Below are 14,516 nucleotides of genomic sequence, written 5' to 3' on the forward strand. Positions count from 1 at the left end.
CCAAGGAGAACATGATGACGAAACTTAGCTACCAGCTCTATAGCGCCCGCAACTTCCAGCCCTATTCGGCGATCTTCGAAAAGCTCGGCAAGGCTGGCTATGCCGAAGTCGAGGGCTTCGGCGGCATCTATGCCGATCTCGATGATGCCGGGCTGAAGAGCCTTCGCGCCGATCTCGACAAGAACGGCCTGGTCATGGCGACCGGCCATTTCAGCCCCGATTTCCTGGAGAAGGAAGTCGAGAAGTCGCTGAACATTGCCAAGACCCTGGGCATGGATTCGATCTATGCGCCGCATCTGGCGGCCGAGGAACGCCCGTCCGACGCCGCCGGTTGGGTCGCCTTTGGCAAGCGCCTGCAGGAGATCAGCAAGCCGTATAAGGCTGCCGGCTACGAATTCGGCTGGCACAATCACGATTTCGAATTCTTCAAGCTGCAGGACGGCTCGCGGCCGATCGAGCACATCTTCGAAGGCGCGCCCGACATTTCCTGGGAGGCCGATATCGCCTGGGTTATCCGTGGCGGCGCCGATCCCTTCGCCTGGGTCGAGAAGCTCGGACCGCGGATCACCGCCGTGCATGTCAAGGACATCGCGCCGGCGGGCGAAGCGGCGGATGAGAGCGGCTGGGCCGATGTCGGCCACGGCAAGGTCGAGTGGGCCAGGCTGATGACGGCGCTGCGCGCCACCAAGGCCAAGCACTACGTCGTCGAACACGATAACCCGAATGACATCGACCGCAACATCAGCCGCTCGATCGCATCCTTCCAGACCTACTGAGGCTTCATCATGACCAGGGAACTTGGCGTCGGCATCATCGGATGCGGCAATATCTCCACCACTTACTTCTCACTGGCACCGCTCTTCAAGGGGCTGAAGGTGCTGGCCTGCGCCGATATCAACGCGCAGGCGGCCGAGGCGCGCGCCAAGGAATATGGCGTCAAAGCGCAGACGATCGATGAGCTTCTCGTCAATGACGAGATCGACGTCGTCGTCAACCTGACGATCCCGGATGCGCATTTCCGGGTATCGAAGGCGATCCTCGAGGCCGGAAAACACGTGTATTCCGAAAAGCCGCTGGTGCTTTCGCTCGAGGAGGGTGAGGAGCTTCGTCGCATCGCCAAGGAAAAGAACCTTGCCGTCGGCTGTGCGCCCGACACTTTCCTCGGCGGCGCCCATCAGCTTGCCCGCAAGTTCATCGATGACGGCGGCATCGGCCGGGTGACCTCGGGCGCCTGTTACGTGATGAGCCCCGGTATGGAGATGTGGCATCCGAACCCGGACTTTTTCTTTCTGCCGGGCGGTGGCCCGATCCTCGATCTCGGCCCTTATTACATCGCCAACCTGATCAACCTGATCGGCCCGGTCAAACGTGTCGGCGGCATGACCTCGATGGCGTCGCCGACCCGCACCATCACCAGCCAGCCGCGCAACGGTGAGATCATCCCGGTCAAGACGCCGACGACGATCCAGGCGCTGCTCGAATTCGTCAACGGCGCCACGGTGACGCTGACGGCGAGCTGGGACGTCTGGTCGCACCGCCATGCCAATATGGAACTCTACGGCACCGACGGTTCGCTCTACGTGCCGGATCCGAACTTCTTCGGCGGCACCGTCGAGGCAAGCGGCCGCGACAAGGACATCAAGCCGCTCGACGCCTGGGAGCATCCATTCGGCAAGATCAATCAGGAAAGCCCGAACGGATCGCGCGCCAACTACCGCACCGCCGGCCTTGCCGACATGGCGATGTCACTGATCGAAGGCCGCGATGCGCGTTGCTCGCTCGACCGCACGCTGCACGGCGTCGACGTCATGACCTCGATCCTGAAATCTGGCGAAGAGGGCCGTTTCATCGACCTGACCACGACCTGCACGCAACCGGCCGCCCTCGGCATCGAGGAGGCGCAGGCGCTCTTGAAGTAGGCCTGCGAAACCTTATTGTCGGCGCGGGCGATAAGCCCGCGCCTTTTTGCTTCGATCATTTGTTACGCGCAATTCCCAGGGAAAATGCTGCACGCTTTTCCCGGAATTGCTTTTAAGGATTGGGATCATGAGCTGGCAACCAGCCGCAGACCGTTATTCGAAAATGAAATATAACCGCACGGGCCGTTCTGGCCTGAAGCTGCCGGCCGTCTCGCTCGGCCTTTGGCACAATTTCGGCGGCGACACGCCGCATGATCGCAAAATCGATATGTGCCGCACGGCCTTCGACCTCGGCATCAGCCATTTCGACCTCGCCAACAATTACGGCCCGCCTCCTGGCAGCGCCGAGACCGCCTTCGGCGAAATCATGCGCACCGAATTCGTCGGGCTTCGCGACGAACTGATCATCTCATCCAAGGCCGGCTACGACATGTGGCCCGGCCCTTATGGCGAATGGGGCAGCCGCAAATACCTGATCGCCTCCTGCGACCAGAGCCTGAAGCGCATGGGCCTCGATTATGTCGACATCTTCTATTCGCACCGCTTCGACCCGGAAACGCCATTGGAAGAGACCTGCGGCGCGCTCGACCATATCGTCCGTTCCGGCCGGGCACTCTATGTCGGCATCTCCTCCTATAATTCGCAGCGCTCGAGCGAAGCTGCAAAGATCCTCAAGGATCTCGGCACGCCGTGCCTGATTCACCAGCCGAGCTATTCGATGCTCAACCGCTGGGTAGAGGACGACAGGCTGCTCGATACGCTGGATGAGGTCGGCATGGGCTCGATCGTCTTCTCGCCACTCGCCCAGGGCATGCTGACGACGAAATATCTCGGCGGCATTCCCGAAGACAGCCGCGCGGCGCAGAACCACTTTCTCAAGCGCGACTACATCCGCCCCTCGATCATCGACAATATCCGCAAGCTCAACGAGATCGCCGAAAGGCGCGGCCAGACGCTGGCGCAGATGGCGATCGCCTGGGTACTGCGCGGCGGCCGCGTGACCTCGGCGCTGATCGGCGCAAGCCGCTCGTCGCAGATCGTCGATTGCGTCAAGGCGCTCGACAATCTCGAATTCAGTGTAGAGGAGCTTGCTGAGATCGACGTTTATGCCCGCGAGGCCGACATCAATCTCTGGGCCAAGTCCGCCGAACGCGAATAGTCATCTCAGGCCCGGAGGCAAGTTTTCCGGGCCTTTTACTGTTATAATCTGATGTACGTACAGCAAAAAAAGCACCGCCGTTCGGAGGAGACCCTGTCATGATCCGCAATCCCATCCTGCCCGGGTTCAATCCCGATCCGTCGATCTGCCGCGTCGGCGCTGATTATTACATTGCCACCTCGACCTTCGAATGGTTTCCCGGCGTGCAGATCCACCATTCGCGCGACCTGGTGAACTGGACGCTGGTGCGCCGGCCGCTGGAGCGCAGATCACAGCTCGACATGCGCGGCAATCCCGATAGCTGCGGCATCTGGGCGCCTTGCCTGTCCTATGCCGACGGGCAGTTCTGGCTGGTCTATACCGACGTCAAGCGCTACGACGGCAATTTCAAGGATGCGCCGAACTACATCGTCACGGCACCTACGATCGAGGCCGAATGGTCCGAGCCGGTCTATGTCAATTCCTCCGGCTTCGATCCCTCGCTCTTCCACGACGATGACGGCCGCAAGTGGTTCGTCAACATGCAGTGGAACCACCGTACCGAAAGCTATGGCGGCTCGCCGAAATCGCCGGCCTTCGACGGCATCCTGCTGCAGGAATGGGATCCGGCGGCAAAGGCGCTGAAGGGGCCGATCAACAATATTTTCGCCGGCAGCCCGCTCGGCCTCGTCGAGGGTCCGCATCTCTTCAAGCGCAACGGCTGGTATTACCTGACCACCGCAGAGGGCGGTACCGGCTACGACCATGCCGTCACCATGGCGCGGTCGCGAAAGATCGACGGACCCTATGAGATGCATCCGAACATGCATCTCATCACCTCCAAGGATCACCCGGGCGCGGTGCTGCAGCGGGCAGGGCACGGTCAATATGTCGAGACGCCCGAGGGCGAGGCCTATCACACCCATCTCTGCGGCCGGCCGCTACCGCCGAAACGGCGCTGCACGCTGGGGCGCGAGACATCCTTACAGAAATGCGTCTGGCGCGACGATGACTGGCTCTATCTTGAAAACGGCACCTCAGTGCCCGATGTCGATGTGCCGGGCCTCTTTGGCGCGGTGCCCGTGGAAAAGCCGATGCGCAGCGAATACAACTTCGACGGCGGCACATTGCCTGCCGATTTCCAGTGGCTACGCACGCCCGAGCCCGCGCGCATCTTCAACCTGACGGATCGTGTCGGCCATTTGCGCCTGATTGCGCGTGAGAGTATTGGCTCCTGGTTTGAACAGTCGCTGGTCGCCCGCCGTCAGGAACACCACAGTTTCCGCGCCGAAACCGTGATCGACTTCTCGCCCGACACCTATCAGCAGGTTGCGGGGCTGACGCATTACTACAACCGCCACAAATTCCACGCCGTCGCGGTGACGCTGCACGAAACACTCGGCCGCTGCGTGACGATCCTCTCCTGCAACGGCGACTACCCGAACGGACGCTTGAGCTTTCCCGTCGACAGCGGCGTGGCGATCGCCGCCGAGGGCCGCGTCCAGCTCGCCATGGAAATCCGCGAGAACGACCTGCAATTCTTCTGGCAGACCGAAGGCAAGGGCGCCTGGCAACCGATCGGCCCGGTCCTCGATGCCGGGGTGATCTCAGACGAGGGCGGACGCGGCGAACATGGCTCCTTCACCGGCGCTTTCACCGGCGTGTTTGCCTTCGATACGTCGGGCCGGGCGAAGGCCGCGGATTTTGACTGGTTCAATTACGACGAGCTGTGAGGGGCACCTAGTCGCTTTCATCCACGGTGGACTACAGAAAGAATGAGCTGGGAAACGAAAAAAGAAAGCCGGCGCAGGGCCGGCTAAGACGAACGCGGCTGAACAGGGGATACTGGCCGGTTCCAAGCACTTCGTAACTGAACAATAACTTTGACTACATGCCGAGGCAGCAAAAAAGGGGTGCAACGAGAACACCCGGAGACGGCTCCGCAAAGGGGTGGCGGCGGGGCGGATGCCGGTGCTGGCCTCGGCTCCCTTATCGGGCATGAAGATCACCGGATGATGACATCTGAAGCCGACGCTGCCTTTCTTTCGCCGGCCAACCGCTTCGGCGGGCCAACTGTGTTGGCAGCACGTGAATGCAGTGTTCATGCGCTAAAGGATGTTAAAGCGTTACAAAGGGACTATATAGCGGGCCGAAGTAACTTCCGAGAATCCGCAAGAGTCCCGCATGGCCCCCATCATTTCCGTTCAGAACCTCACCAAGACCTACTCCAATGGGTTCGAGGCCCTGAAGGGCATCAATCTCGACGTCGAAAAGGGTGAGATCCTGGCGCTGCTCGGGCCGAACGGCGCGGGCAAGACGACGCTGATCTCGATCATCTGCGGCATCGCCAATCCGAGCAGCGGTCGGGTGCTGGTCGCAGGCCACGACGTCGTGAAGGATTTCCGCGCCACCCGCGGGATGATCGGGCTGGTGCCGCAGGAGCTCACCACCGATCAGTTCGAGACGGTGTTCAATACAGTCAGCTTTTCGCGCGGGCTGCACGGCAAGAAAGCCAATCCTGCGCATATCGAGAAGGTGCTGCGCGCGCTGTCGCTCTGGGACAAGAAGGACAATATGCTGCGCCAGCTCTCCGGCGGGATGAAGCGACGGGTGCTGATCGCCAAGGCGCTCTCGCATGAGCCGGATATCCTTTTCCTCGACGAGCCGACCGCCGGCGTCGACGTGACGCTGCGCAAGGACATGTGGCATGTCGTCGAAGAGCTTAGGGCCTCTGGCGTCACGATCATCCTGACCACCCATTATATCGAAGAGGCCGAGGAAATCGCCGACCGCGTCGGCGTCATCAATGGCGGCAAGTTGCTGCTCGTCGAGGACAAGGCGGCGCTGATGGCCAAGCTCGGCCGCAAGCAGCTCATCCTCGATCTCACCGAACCGCTCAGCCGCCTGCCGGATTGTTTTGCCGGCAACGGGCTGACGCTGGAAGCAGACGGCAACCGGCTGACCTATGATTTCGACGCTGGCAACGAACAGGAAAGCATCGCGGCCCTGCTGACCCGGCTCGGTGAGAACAATATCCATTTCAAGGATCTCTCGACGCGGCAAAGCTCGCTCGAGGACATCTTTGTGGCGCTGGTGGGAGCGGAAAAATGAACATCGAGGCCGTCAAATCGATCTATTTCTTCGAGATGGCGCGCACGCGCCGCACGCTGCTGCAGAGCGTCATCTCGCCCGTGATCTCGACCTCGCTCTATTTCATCGTTTTCGGCGCCGCGGTCGGATCACGCATCCAGGAGGTAGAGGGTGTGTCCTACGGCGCCTTCATCACGCCCGGCCTGATCATGCTGACGCTGCTCGGACAGTGCATCAGCAACGGCTCTTTCGGCATCTATTTCCCGAAATTCACCGGCACGATCTACGAGGTGCTTTCCGCGCCGGTGGCGATGACGGAGATCCTGCTCGGTTATGTCGGGGCGGCGGCGACCAAGGGAATGATCATTGGCTTCATCATCCTCCTGACCGCCAATCTCTTCGTCGACGTCAGGATCGAGCATCCCTTCATGATGATCCTGTTCTTCCTATTGACGGCGATCACCTTCAGCCTGTTCGGCTTCATGATCGGCATCTGGGCCGGCAATTTCGAACAGTTGAACCTCATTCCCATGCTGGTTGTGCCCCCGCTGACCTTCCTCGGCGGCAGCTTCTATTCCGTCAGCATGCTGCCACCCTTCTGGCAGGCGGTCAGCCACCTCAACCCGGTGCTCTATCTCGTCAGCGGCTTCCGCTGGAGTTTTTACGGGATCGCCGACGTCAACCCGGCGATCAGCCTGGCGATGATCACGGTGTTCCTGGTGATCTGCCTGGGAACGCTCGCCTGGATCTTCAAGACCGGTTACCGGCTGCGCAACTGATCGTTTTCTGAAACACTCATCGGAAAACCCGATGACACCATCGGTTTCTTCCGTTTTTTTTCCGCTCTGATCCGAGGCATCTGCTGCATCAGCCGAGAAGGAGATGGCAGATGACGGATATCAGGATCGAAGGCGCGAGGATCATTATTGTTGGCGGCAGTTCCGGAATGGGGCTGGCGCTGGCGGCGCGGTTGCTCGGGGAAGGGGCGGCGGTGACGATCGCCGGACGCAGCGAAGATAAGCTTACGGCGGCCCGCCGCAATCTCGGTGACCATCCTGGATTGGCGACGGTTGCCGTCGATATATCGCGCGAGGAAGAGGTCGCGACGCTTTTCCGCAATAGTGGGCCGGTCGATCACATCGTCAGCACGGCGGCCGATATCGAAGGCGCCTATCAGCTGCTGCCTAAGATGGAGCTTACGGCGGCGCAAAGGGTGGTCGAAAGCAAAATCTACGGGCCGCTGCTGCTGGCAAAATATGGTGCCGCCCATTTGCCGCCGTCAGGATCGATCACCTATACGTCAGGTGTCGCGGCCTACCGGCCGGCGGCGCGTGGATCGGTGGTCGCAGCCGTCAATGCGGCGCTCGAAGGCATGGTCAGGGCGCTTGCTGTTGAACTGGCGCCGATCCGGATCAACGCGGTGTCGCCCGGATGGGTGGACACGCCGATCTGGAGCTTCGTCGCCGGCGAGGCCAAGCAGGCAACGCTTGATGCTATGGCACAGCGCCTGCCGGCCGGACGCGTTGGACGGCCCGATGATATTGCCGATGCGATCCGCTTCCTGATCGGCAATGGATTCACGACAGGCACTATCCTGCATGTCGAAGGCGGGCATCGGCTGGTCTGAGCGGCGAGAGTTCTTCGCTTGCCGATTGCAGCAGGAGGGTAAGCGCTGGCGGCTGCACGCGCATGCGCCGCCACATCATCACCAGTGAAGCGGCAGGTGGACTGCCCGGCCATGGCAGTTCGACGACGTCGCCCCGTGTTGCGGCCGGGCCGACCGCAAGGCGCGGCACGAGGCCATAACCGGTGCCGGATGCGACGAGCCGGACGATCGTCGCGATGCTGTCGGCTTCGGTGACGATTGATGGTGCTGCAATCTGCGCTTCGGCAAAGGCAGTGTCGAACAGGTGACGGTAGACGCAGCCGGTTTCGGTGGCGACGAAGGGGGCGCTGCTCAGTGTCGCGAGGCTCACCGGTGGTCGGGCTTGTGAATCGCCGCCGGCAATCAACACCAGCGGTTCGCTGCAGATGCGGCGCGTCAAGAAGCGCTCATCCTGCTGTCCGCGATCGAAGGTGAAGGCGACGTCGATCGAGCCCTGCTGCAATTGCGCAAGTAATTCGCCGCTGCCGCCGACCTTGAGCTTGAGGCCGACGTCTGGGTTCTTCCCGCGAAAGAGTGACAGCCACGGTGCCAGTCTTTCGGCGGCGATGGTTTCGAGCGTGCCCAATGTGACGGACTGCTCCGCGCTGCCGGCCGCGGCGCTGACGGCGGCATTCGCTTCGTCGTTCAGCGCCAATATCTCTTCGGCGTAAGCCTTGAGGACCGAACCTGCCGCTGTCGGGACGACGCCCTGCCGGGAGCGGAGGAAGAGTTCTGCGCCCAGTTCCTCTTCCAGCGCCTGTATCTGGTCGCTGAGGCTTGACTGAGCGAGATTGACCTCGGCAGCGGCGCGCGTGAGATTTTCGTGCCGGATCACCGCAAGGAATGTCTTCAATTGTCGTGGGTTCATGTCGAGCTCCGGTACGGCGCGCAGAGGCGCCTGGACTCAGGATATCAACAAAGCAGAAGGCGCTGCAACGCAGGAGCATGTGGCGGCACACCAGTTCCCGTCAAGCGCTGCTGACGAGAAGGGCGCCCGAGATGATGAGGAGGGTGCCGGCGACGAGCTTCATTACGTCGAGCTCGGAGGCTTCGCCGAGAAAGACGGCGCCTATCGCCAGCGTCACCAGTACGTTGCAGCTCCAGATCGGCGCGAGTTTTGAGACGGGGACACCGTAAGTGAAAAGCGCAAAGCTGATGAGGCCGGTGCCGACGGCAAAGCAGGCGCCTGCGGTGGCGGCAAAGCCGAGACCTTCGGCGGTCCAGGGGGCAGGGCGCCAGATCAGGGCGGCGATCAGGCCAGCCAACGCACAGGCGGCGCCGAAGGCGATCAGATAGACGGCGGAGCCGGTGGCTGATGTGGCGCTCTGCTTCTGGAAGATGGCGGTGATGCCCCAGAACAGGGCGGGCAGAACGCCGCCGATGACGATCAGCCAGAGTGAATTCATCGCGAAGCTCCTGTCGCACCCATGGGTCAAGGCCTCGCCTCGGGCGAAGGCCGGTCGAACATGCGGTGCCACCAGACTACAGCGCCGCGCGTCTTTTCAGACGCGCAAAGGACGCTGTAGCACTTTGAATTGTTGCATAATTCCTTATATCGATTCCGATTTAAGGAATTATGCGGCAGGAGTTTCTTTTTGCTCTTTGTGGTCTTGTTGTTCTTGCGCTCAAGCTGCCAGATCCGGTCGTCGCCGTAAAGCGGTGGAGCCGCAATTAGTCGCGCATGCGGAGTTCGTCGGTCTGCATCTGCAGCGAGCCCAGCGTTTCCAGGAAGCTCATACCGAGCAGGCTCTGGTCGAGCCGGCCATCCTCGGAGACGCTGGCTGCGACATTGTTGCGGACGATCGGGCCGATCGCTACCTGGTCGAGCGTGACGGGTGCTGCGCGGCCGCGGCCGTTGGCGGTCATGACCGTCATGGAATAGGTGAGGCGGGAGAGGTCGATGCCGATCCGTTCGGCATCTTCGCGCGACAGCGCCACCATGCTGGCGCCGGTATCGACGAGCATCTCAATCGTCTGGCCGTTGACCGCGACATCGGCTTGGAAATGGCCGTTCAGCAGCTTGTGCAGGATGATCTCCTGGCCGCCCTCGCTTGTGGTGACGACGACGGCGCGGCCGGGAACGAGGCCGGCGAGCAGCCTGTTGCCGACGCCGAGCGCTTCCTGGCGATAGAGGTAGACGGTCACGAGCGCCAGGATGATGACCAGCCAGATCATCATCTGACGCATCGTTTCGCTGACGCTGCGCCGGCTCGCCCAAATGCCGGCCGACAGCATCAGAGCGATCGGCAGCAGATAGACGACGCGGCCGAAGTCGTCGCTCTGCAGGCCAAGGATGCGGCTGCTGTCATTGTTGACGATCAGCACGGCAAGGCCGATGCCGATCACGACGAGGAAGACGGTCAAACGGATCATAAAGGCCGCTCCGGCCCACCGGCGAGGTTCGTTTTCATATGGTTCGACAGTGTGGCGGCACCTGCAAGCCTTGCCGGCAGCAGCTCCATGATCCGCCTTCGCTCAGTGTCGGAATAGCTCGTCCAGCTGCCGATTTCCTGAAGAGTCCGGCCGCAGCCGGCGCAAAATCCGGTGCTGGGCTCCAAGGAGCAGAGGTGAATGCAGGGTGTTTGCATGAAGGATATATCGGAGTTTCAAAGAGCCGTGGCAAGGGCGCAAAGAGTGGCGATCTCGCAAATTTGCTGCGTCGCGCCCAGCGTATCGCCGGTGTGGCCGGCAAGCTTGCGGCGGATGAAAGCGGTGAAGGCAAACCCTGCGATGCCGGTGGCGAGCAGGCTTGCAACCAGCGGCCGCAGGCCGAATGCAGGCCAGATCAGAAGCGCTGCGACGAGGCCGGCTGAGGCGAGCGCAAACTGCATCGCCGCCTCGTCCGGCTGGCCGGTCGAGGCGGCCACGCCATCGGCCTTTGCCGGTGCCAACCGCTGCCAGTGCCAGGCGATGGCGCCGCGGCTGAGAGCCGCGACGGCGGGAATGGCGAGGGCTGCAGTGACCGGCGAGGAATGGCGGACGATCACAGCAAGCGCGGCTGCGCGGATCGCCAAGGAGAGGATCAGCGCTATCGCGCCATAAGTGCCGATCCGGCTGTCTTTCATGATGAGGAGGCTCTGTTCGCGGCTCTTGCCGCCGCCGATGCCGTCGGCCGTATCGGCCAGACCGTCCTCGTGCAGCGCGCCGGTGACGAGGACCTGGATGGAAAGCGCGATCAAGGCTGCCATCAGCGGGTCCGCACGCAGCCCCAAAAGCAGGAGGAGGGCGAGTGCGGGTATGAAACCGATGACGATGCCGGCAAAGGGAAAGGCGCGCACCAGCCGACCGAGCCTGCCGTCATAGCCTTTGAACAGCGATGGCGGCATGGGAATGCGGCTGAGGAAGGCGACGGCGCGGGCGGTATCGACCGCATAGTCCTTGATCTTCATTCTGCTTCGTTCTGCCAGAGGTTTCGGCTTGTGGTCTCGGCTTATGGTCGCGGCGGCGCTTTTGGAGTTGTTCGCCTCGTCCGCCCGCTTTAAGAGAGTTGCCATCCGCAAAGAAGCTGATTTGCGGGAAAAAAACAAGAATACCCGGATTCATAGGAAAACCGCACAGATGAGCGTTTCAGGCCTGCCGTTCGACGATTTCCGTACCCTGCTCCGTGACCTGCCGGGGCCGGATGCCCGCGCGCTGGTGGCGGCGCGCGAACGTGACGCGCAGCTGACCAAGCCGCCGGGCGCGCTCGGGCGGCTCGAGGAAATCGCCTTCTGGCTTGCTGCCTGGACGGGCCGCACACCTGCCGTCAACCGGCCGCTGGTGGCGATCTTTGCCGGCAATCACGGCGTCACCAGGCAGGGCATCACGCCCTTTCCGCCAACGGTGACGCAACAGATGGTCGAGAACTTTGCAGCGGGCGGTGCTGCCATCAACCAGATCTGCGTCGCCTATGATCTCGGGCTGAAAGTCTTCGATCTGGCGCTCGATTATCCCACCGGCGACATCACCGAAGAAGCCGCGCTTTCCGAGCGCGATTGCGCCGCGACTATGGCCTTCGGCATGGAGGCGATCGCCGGCGGCACCGACCTGCTTTGCATCGGCGAGATGGGCATCGGCAATACGACGATTGCGGCGGCGATCAACTATGCGCTTTATGGCGGCTCCGCGCGCGACTGGGTGGGGCCGGGCACTGGTTCGGAAGGCGAGATGCTGGAGCGCAAGATCGCGGCGGTGGAAAAGGCGGTGGCGCTGCATGCTGACCATCTCGACGATCCGCTCGAGATCATGCGCCGGCTTGGCGGCCGCGAGATCGCGGCGATGGCCGGCGCCATCCTTGCTGCGCGCATGGAACGCATCCCGGTGCTGATCGACGGTTATGTCGCGACCGCAGCGGCGGCCATCCTCAAAGCCGCCAATCCGTCGGCACTCGATCATTGCCTGATCGGCCATGTCTCCGGCGAGCCCGGACATCTTCGCGCAATCGAGATGCTCGGCAAGACGCCGCTTCTGGCGCTCGGCATGCGGCTCGGCGAAGGCACCGGTGCGGCGCTTGCCGCCGGTATCGTCAAGGCGGCCGCCGCCTGTCATTCCGGCATGGCGACCTTCGCCCAGGCAGGTGTGTCGAACAAGCATTAAGGTCGCGGTCGGCGCTGTGCGATCCGCACGCGTTCGCTTGCACGCCTCAAGTGGATTCGGTATTTGCGTATTCGCTCATTGATGGGGAGGCTCCCCGGTTTGATGCAACGGGAAGAGGAGAGGGCATCTTGACGAAGCCTGCGGTGACGAAAGAGACCGGACTTCGGCATTTCATCGCCGCCGCCAGCTATTCCTGGGCGGGTTTCCTGCGGGTGCTGAAAGAGGCAGCCTTCCGCCAGGAACTTGGCTTCTTCGTCGTTTCGATCGCGGCGCTGGCGCTGGTGGGAGCCACTGCGGGCGAGATCGTCGTCGCGGTGCTTCTGTTTCTCGGGCTCTTTTCGATGGAGGCGATGAATACCGCCGTCGAAGAGGTGATCGACCGGATTTCGCCGGAGATTTCGATCGTCGGCAAACATGCCAAGGATCTCGGCTCCTTCGCGGTGACCTGCATGATCGCCGCCTGCTGCCTTTATCTCGGCTTCGTCCTCGGCAAGCACCTGTTCTTTAGTTGATCAGGCAAAACTCTTGCGCTTGCGCGCGACCGCCTGGGCCTCCTCGACGGCCGGCAGGCTCTGGAGCACGCGCTTGGCGGGCAGGATGGCGATAACTTCGGTGCCCTCGCGCAGCTTCGATTTCAGCAGGAACTGTCCGTCATGCTTGGCAAGGATCGCCTGGACGATCGGCAGGCCGAGGCCGGTGCCCTGTTCGGCACTCTTGATGGCGATCGAGCCCTGGCCGAAGGCCGACAGGACGACGGGAATCTCTTCTTCCGGAATGCCGGGGCCATTGTCCTTGATCGAGATGTACTGGCCGCCGCCGGCGGTCCAGCCGACCTTGACGTGGATCTCGCCGCCCTGCGGCGTGAACTTGACGGCATTGGAGAGAAGGTTGAGCACCACCTGGCGCATCGACTTTTCGTCGGCCCAGATGGCCGGCAGCTGCCGCTCGAACTGGTCCGAAATGGCAATGTTCTTGGCGCGGGCGCGCAGCTGGACCATGCCGATGCAATCTTCGGTGATATCGAGAAGCGAGATCGCCTCCTCGCTCAGCTCGTATTTGCCGGCCTCGATGCGCGACAGGTCGAGGATCTCGTTGATGAGATCGAGCAGATGCTGGCCGGAGCGGTGGATATCGCCGGCATATTCCTTGTAGGTCGGATTGGCGAGCGGCCCCATGACTTCGGCCGACATCACCTCGGAAAAGCCGAGGATGGCGTTGAGCGGGGTTCTGAGTTCGTGCGACATGGAGGCAAGGAAGCGTGACTTGGCGAGGTTTGCCTCTTCGGCGCGGCGGCGAGCCTCGTCCGACATCGATTTCGCCACTTCCAGCTCGGCGATCAGGTCGTCCTTCTCCGATTGGTAGGAAAGGATCCTGAGGTTCGACTTGAAGAGCCGGTCGCTGATATAATTGAAGAAGACGAGGGTGGTGGTGAAGAGCCCCGTCAGGCTGATTTCGAGGAGGTCGCGCGACAGGCCGCTCTTGGCGGCAAGCGCCAGGACCGCCGGCGAGAAGGCGGCGAGCACGGCGGGCGTCAGCATGAAGTTCGACATCGCCGTGACGGAGAGCGCGATCAGCAGCGTGGCGCCCTTATAAAGAATGAAGCTCGACGGCTCGCAGGTGTCGCAGCCCTGCAATGCGAAGACGGCCCAGCAGCAGCCAATCAGGAACTGGCCGGAGAGCAGCAGGCGGCGCCATTTGCGGGCGCTCTCGGAGGTGATCTCCTGCCGGCGCGCGCGCCTTGCAAGCAGGATATTGCCGGCGTGACAGGTGAGTGTCAGCAGCGCCCAGAAGATCAATTGCGTATCTTCAGTGAAATAGACGCCAAGCGTGGTGATGATGACGACGAAGAGCGGCATGATCGTCGCGCCCTGCAGCACCGACGCCACATACATGTCGAGCACGTCACGATCGAAGGAGGAATTGGACGCATGACCGGACTGAAGACGTTCGCGCGTCTGCCGCACGGCCTTGGAAACGGCCTTGTTGCGGTGGCTGCGCGACCTGTCGACGATGATCTTGTCGGTCGATGTGCTTACGCCGGTACTCATGTGCACGTTGAAACTTCATCCCAGGGTGGATAAGAGCTTAACCGGCAATTCTTAAGAAGATGTTTGCCATCTTTGCCAAGGATTTGTTTTTTAAGGAGGCA

The 14,516-nt window shown here is 61.9% G+C and carries 15 protein-coding genes; 9 read left to right on the top strand and 6 right to left on the bottom strand.

Annotation, left to right across the window (positions count from 1 at the left end):
• The first annotated feature begins 14 nt into the window (after positions 1-14).
• From FFM53_RS24055 to FFM53_RS24085, 7 genes are all read left to right on the top strand, one after another.
• Positions 15-776: a sugar phosphate isomerase/epimerase family protein gene (locus FFM53_RS24055; protein ID WP_138329166.1), complete on the top strand. Its 762-nt coding sequence runs from the start codon at positions 15-17 to the stop codon at positions 774-776.
• A gap of 9 nt (positions 777-785) precedes the next feature.
• Positions 786-1,919, top strand: coding sequence for a Gfo/Idh/MocA family protein (locus tag FFM53_RS24060; protein WP_017988583.1), 1,134 nt, complete (start codon positions 786-788; stop codon positions 1,917-1,919).
• 127 nt (positions 1,920-2,046) lie between these two features.
• Positions 2,047-3,078 carry an L-glyceraldehyde 3-phosphate reductase gene (mgrA, locus tag FFM53_RS24065; RefSeq protein ID WP_138390984.1) on the top strand — a complete coding sequence of 344 codons (1,032 nt, stop codon included), beginning with the start codon at positions 2,047-2,049 and terminating at the stop codon, positions 3,076-3,078.
• Positions 3,079-3,176: 98 nt separating this feature from the next.
• Complete coding sequence (locus FFM53_RS24070; RefSeq protein WP_138390985.1) at positions 3,177-4,790, top strand: glycoside hydrolase family 43 protein; 1,614 nt, start codon at positions 3,177-3,179, stop codon at positions 4,788-4,790.
• A 451-nt stretch (positions 4,791-5,241) separates the two neighbouring features.
• Positions 5,242-6,168: an ABC transporter ATP-binding protein gene (locus FFM53_RS24075; RefSeq protein ID WP_138390986.1), complete on the top strand. Its 927-nt coding sequence runs from the start codon at positions 5,242-5,244 to the stop codon at positions 6,166-6,168.
• Positions 6,165-6,926 (top strand): ABC transporter permease, encoded by a 762-nt coding sequence (locus tag FFM53_RS24080; RefSeq protein WP_027667579.1) that lies wholly within the window; start codon positions 6,165-6,167, stop codon positions 6,924-6,926. The genes FFM53_RS24075 and FFM53_RS24080 overlap by 4 nt, the downstream gene beginning before the upstream one ends.
• Positions 6,927-7,036: 110 nt before the next feature.
• Entirely contained in the window at positions 7,037-7,774 is a 738-nt protein-coding gene (locus tag FFM53_RS24085; protein WP_138390987.1) for an SDR family oxidoreductase, read from the top strand.
• Here the strand turns inward: FFM53_RS24085 and FFM53_RS24090 are convergent.
• From FFM53_RS24090 to FFM53_RS24110, 5 genes are all read right to left on the bottom strand, one after another.
• Positions 7,737-8,660, bottom strand: a complete 924-nt coding sequence (locus FFM53_RS24090; protein WP_138390988.1) for a LysR family transcriptional regulator — start codon at positions 8,658-8,660, stop codon at positions 7,737-7,739. The two genes, FFM53_RS24085 and FFM53_RS24090, sit on opposite strands and share 38 nt — an antisense overlap.
• Before the next feature lie 100 nt (positions 8,661-8,760).
• Positions 8,761-9,198, bottom strand: a complete 438-nt coding sequence (locus tag FFM53_RS24095) for an EamA family transporter (RefSeq protein WP_138390989.1) — start codon at positions 9,196-9,198, stop codon at positions 8,761-8,763.
• 265 nt (positions 9,199-9,463) lie between these two features.
• Positions 9,464-10,165: a TIGR02281 family clan AA aspartic protease gene (locus FFM53_RS24100; protein ID WP_138390990.1), complete on the bottom strand. Its 702-nt coding sequence runs from the start codon at positions 10,163-10,165 to the stop codon at positions 9,464-9,466.
• Positions 10,162-10,380, bottom strand: a complete 219-nt coding sequence (locus FFM53_RS24105; protein WP_138329176.1) for a DUF1289 domain-containing protein — start codon at positions 10,378-10,380, stop codon at positions 10,162-10,164. The genes FFM53_RS24100 and FFM53_RS24105 overlap by 4 nt, the downstream gene beginning before the upstream one ends.
• An 18-nt stretch (positions 10,381-10,398) precedes the next feature.
• Complete coding sequence (locus FFM53_RS24110; RefSeq protein WP_138329177.1) at positions 10,399-11,181, bottom strand: adenosylcobinamide-GDP ribazoletransferase; 783 nt, start codon at positions 11,179-11,181, stop codon at positions 10,399-10,401.
• A 169-nt stretch (positions 11,182-11,350) separates the two neighbouring features.
• Here FFM53_RS24110 and cobT point away from each other — a divergent pair, with 169 nt between their 5' ends.
• Both cobT and FFM53_RS24120 read left to right on the top strand, forming a co-directional pair.
• Positions 11,351-12,367, top strand: a complete 1,017-nt coding sequence (cobT, locus tag FFM53_RS24115) for a nicotinate-nucleotide--dimethylbenzimidazole phosphoribosyltransferase (RefSeq protein ID WP_012757790.1) — start codon at positions 11,351-11,353, stop codon at positions 12,365-12,367.
• 128 nt (positions 12,368-12,495) lie between these two features.
• Complete coding sequence (locus FFM53_RS24120) at positions 12,496-12,879, top strand: diacylglycerol kinase (protein ID WP_131709238.1); 384 nt, start codon at positions 12,496-12,498, stop codon at positions 12,877-12,879.
• Here the strand turns inward: FFM53_RS24120 and FFM53_RS24125 are convergent, their stop codons facing one another.
• The gene (locus FFM53_RS24125; protein WP_138391010.1) at positions 12,880-14,415 is read right to left on the bottom strand and encodes a sensor histidine kinase; all 1,536 of its coding nucleotides are present in this window, start codon (positions 14,413-14,415) and stop codon (positions 12,880-12,882) included.
• Positions 14,416-14,516: the final 101 nt, after the last annotated feature.

Source organism: Rhizobium indicum (assembly GCF_005862305.2).
Classification (GTDB): domain Bacteria; phylum Pseudomonadota; class Alphaproteobacteria; order Rhizobiales; family Rhizobiaceae; genus Rhizobium; species Rhizobium indicum.

What these genes read in the sequence shown, in the direction of transcription:
- FFM53_RS24055 (WP_138329166.1), top strand. Translation starts at nt 15, where the DNA reads ATGACGAAACTTAGCTACCAGCTCTATAGCGCCCGCAACTTCCAGCCC.
- FFM53_RS24060 (WP_017988583.1), top strand. Translation starts at nt 786, where the DNA reads ATGACCAGGGAACTTGGCGTCGGCATCATCGGATGCGGCAATATCTCC.
- mgrA (WP_138390984.1), top strand. Translation starts at nt 2,047, where the DNA reads ATGAGCTGGCAACCAGCCGCAGACCGTTATTCGAAAATGAAATATAAC.
- FFM53_RS24070 (WP_138390985.1), top strand. Translation starts at nt 3,177, where the DNA reads ATGATCCGCAATCCCATCCTGCCCGGGTTCAATCCCGATCCGTCGATC.
- FFM53_RS24075 (WP_138390986.1), top strand. Translation starts at nt 5,242, where the DNA reads ATGGCCCCCATCATTTCCGTTCAGAACCTCACCAAGACCTACTCCAAT.
- FFM53_RS24080 (WP_027667579.1), top strand. Translation starts at nt 6,165, where the DNA reads ATGAACATCGAGGCCGTCAAATCGATCTATTTCTTCGAGATGGCGCGC.
- FFM53_RS24085 (WP_138390987.1), top strand. Translation starts at nt 7,037, where the DNA reads ATGACGGATATCAGGATCGAAGGCGCGAGGATCATTATTGTTGGCGGC.
- FFM53_RS24090 (WP_138390988.1), bottom strand. Translation starts at nt 8,660, where the DNA reads ATGAACCCACGACAATTGAAGACATTCCTTGCGGTGATCCGGCACGAA.
- FFM53_RS24095 (WP_138390989.1), bottom strand. Translation starts at nt 9,198, where the DNA reads ATGAATTCACTCTGGCTGATCGTCATCGGCGGCGTTCTGCCCGCCCTG.
- FFM53_RS24100 (WP_138390990.1), bottom strand. Translation starts at nt 10,165, where the DNA reads ATGATCCGTTTGACCGTCTTCCTCGTCGTGATCGGCATCGGCCTTGCC.
- FFM53_RS24105 (WP_138329176.1), bottom strand. Translation starts at nt 10,380, where the DNA reads ATGCAAACACCCTGCATTCACCTCTGCTCCTTGGAGCCCAGCACCGGA.
- FFM53_RS24110 (WP_138329177.1), bottom strand. Translation starts at nt 11,181, where the DNA reads ATGAAGATCAAGGACTATGCGGTCGATACCGCCCGCGCCGTCGCCTTC.
- cobT (WP_012757790.1), top strand. Translation starts at nt 11,351, where the DNA reads ATGAGCGTTTCAGGCCTGCCGTTCGACGATTTCCGTACCCTGCTCCGT.
- FFM53_RS24125 (WP_138391010.1), bottom strand. Translation starts at nt 14,415, where the DNA reads ATGAGTACCGGCGTAAGCACATCGACCGACAAGATCATCGTCGACAGG.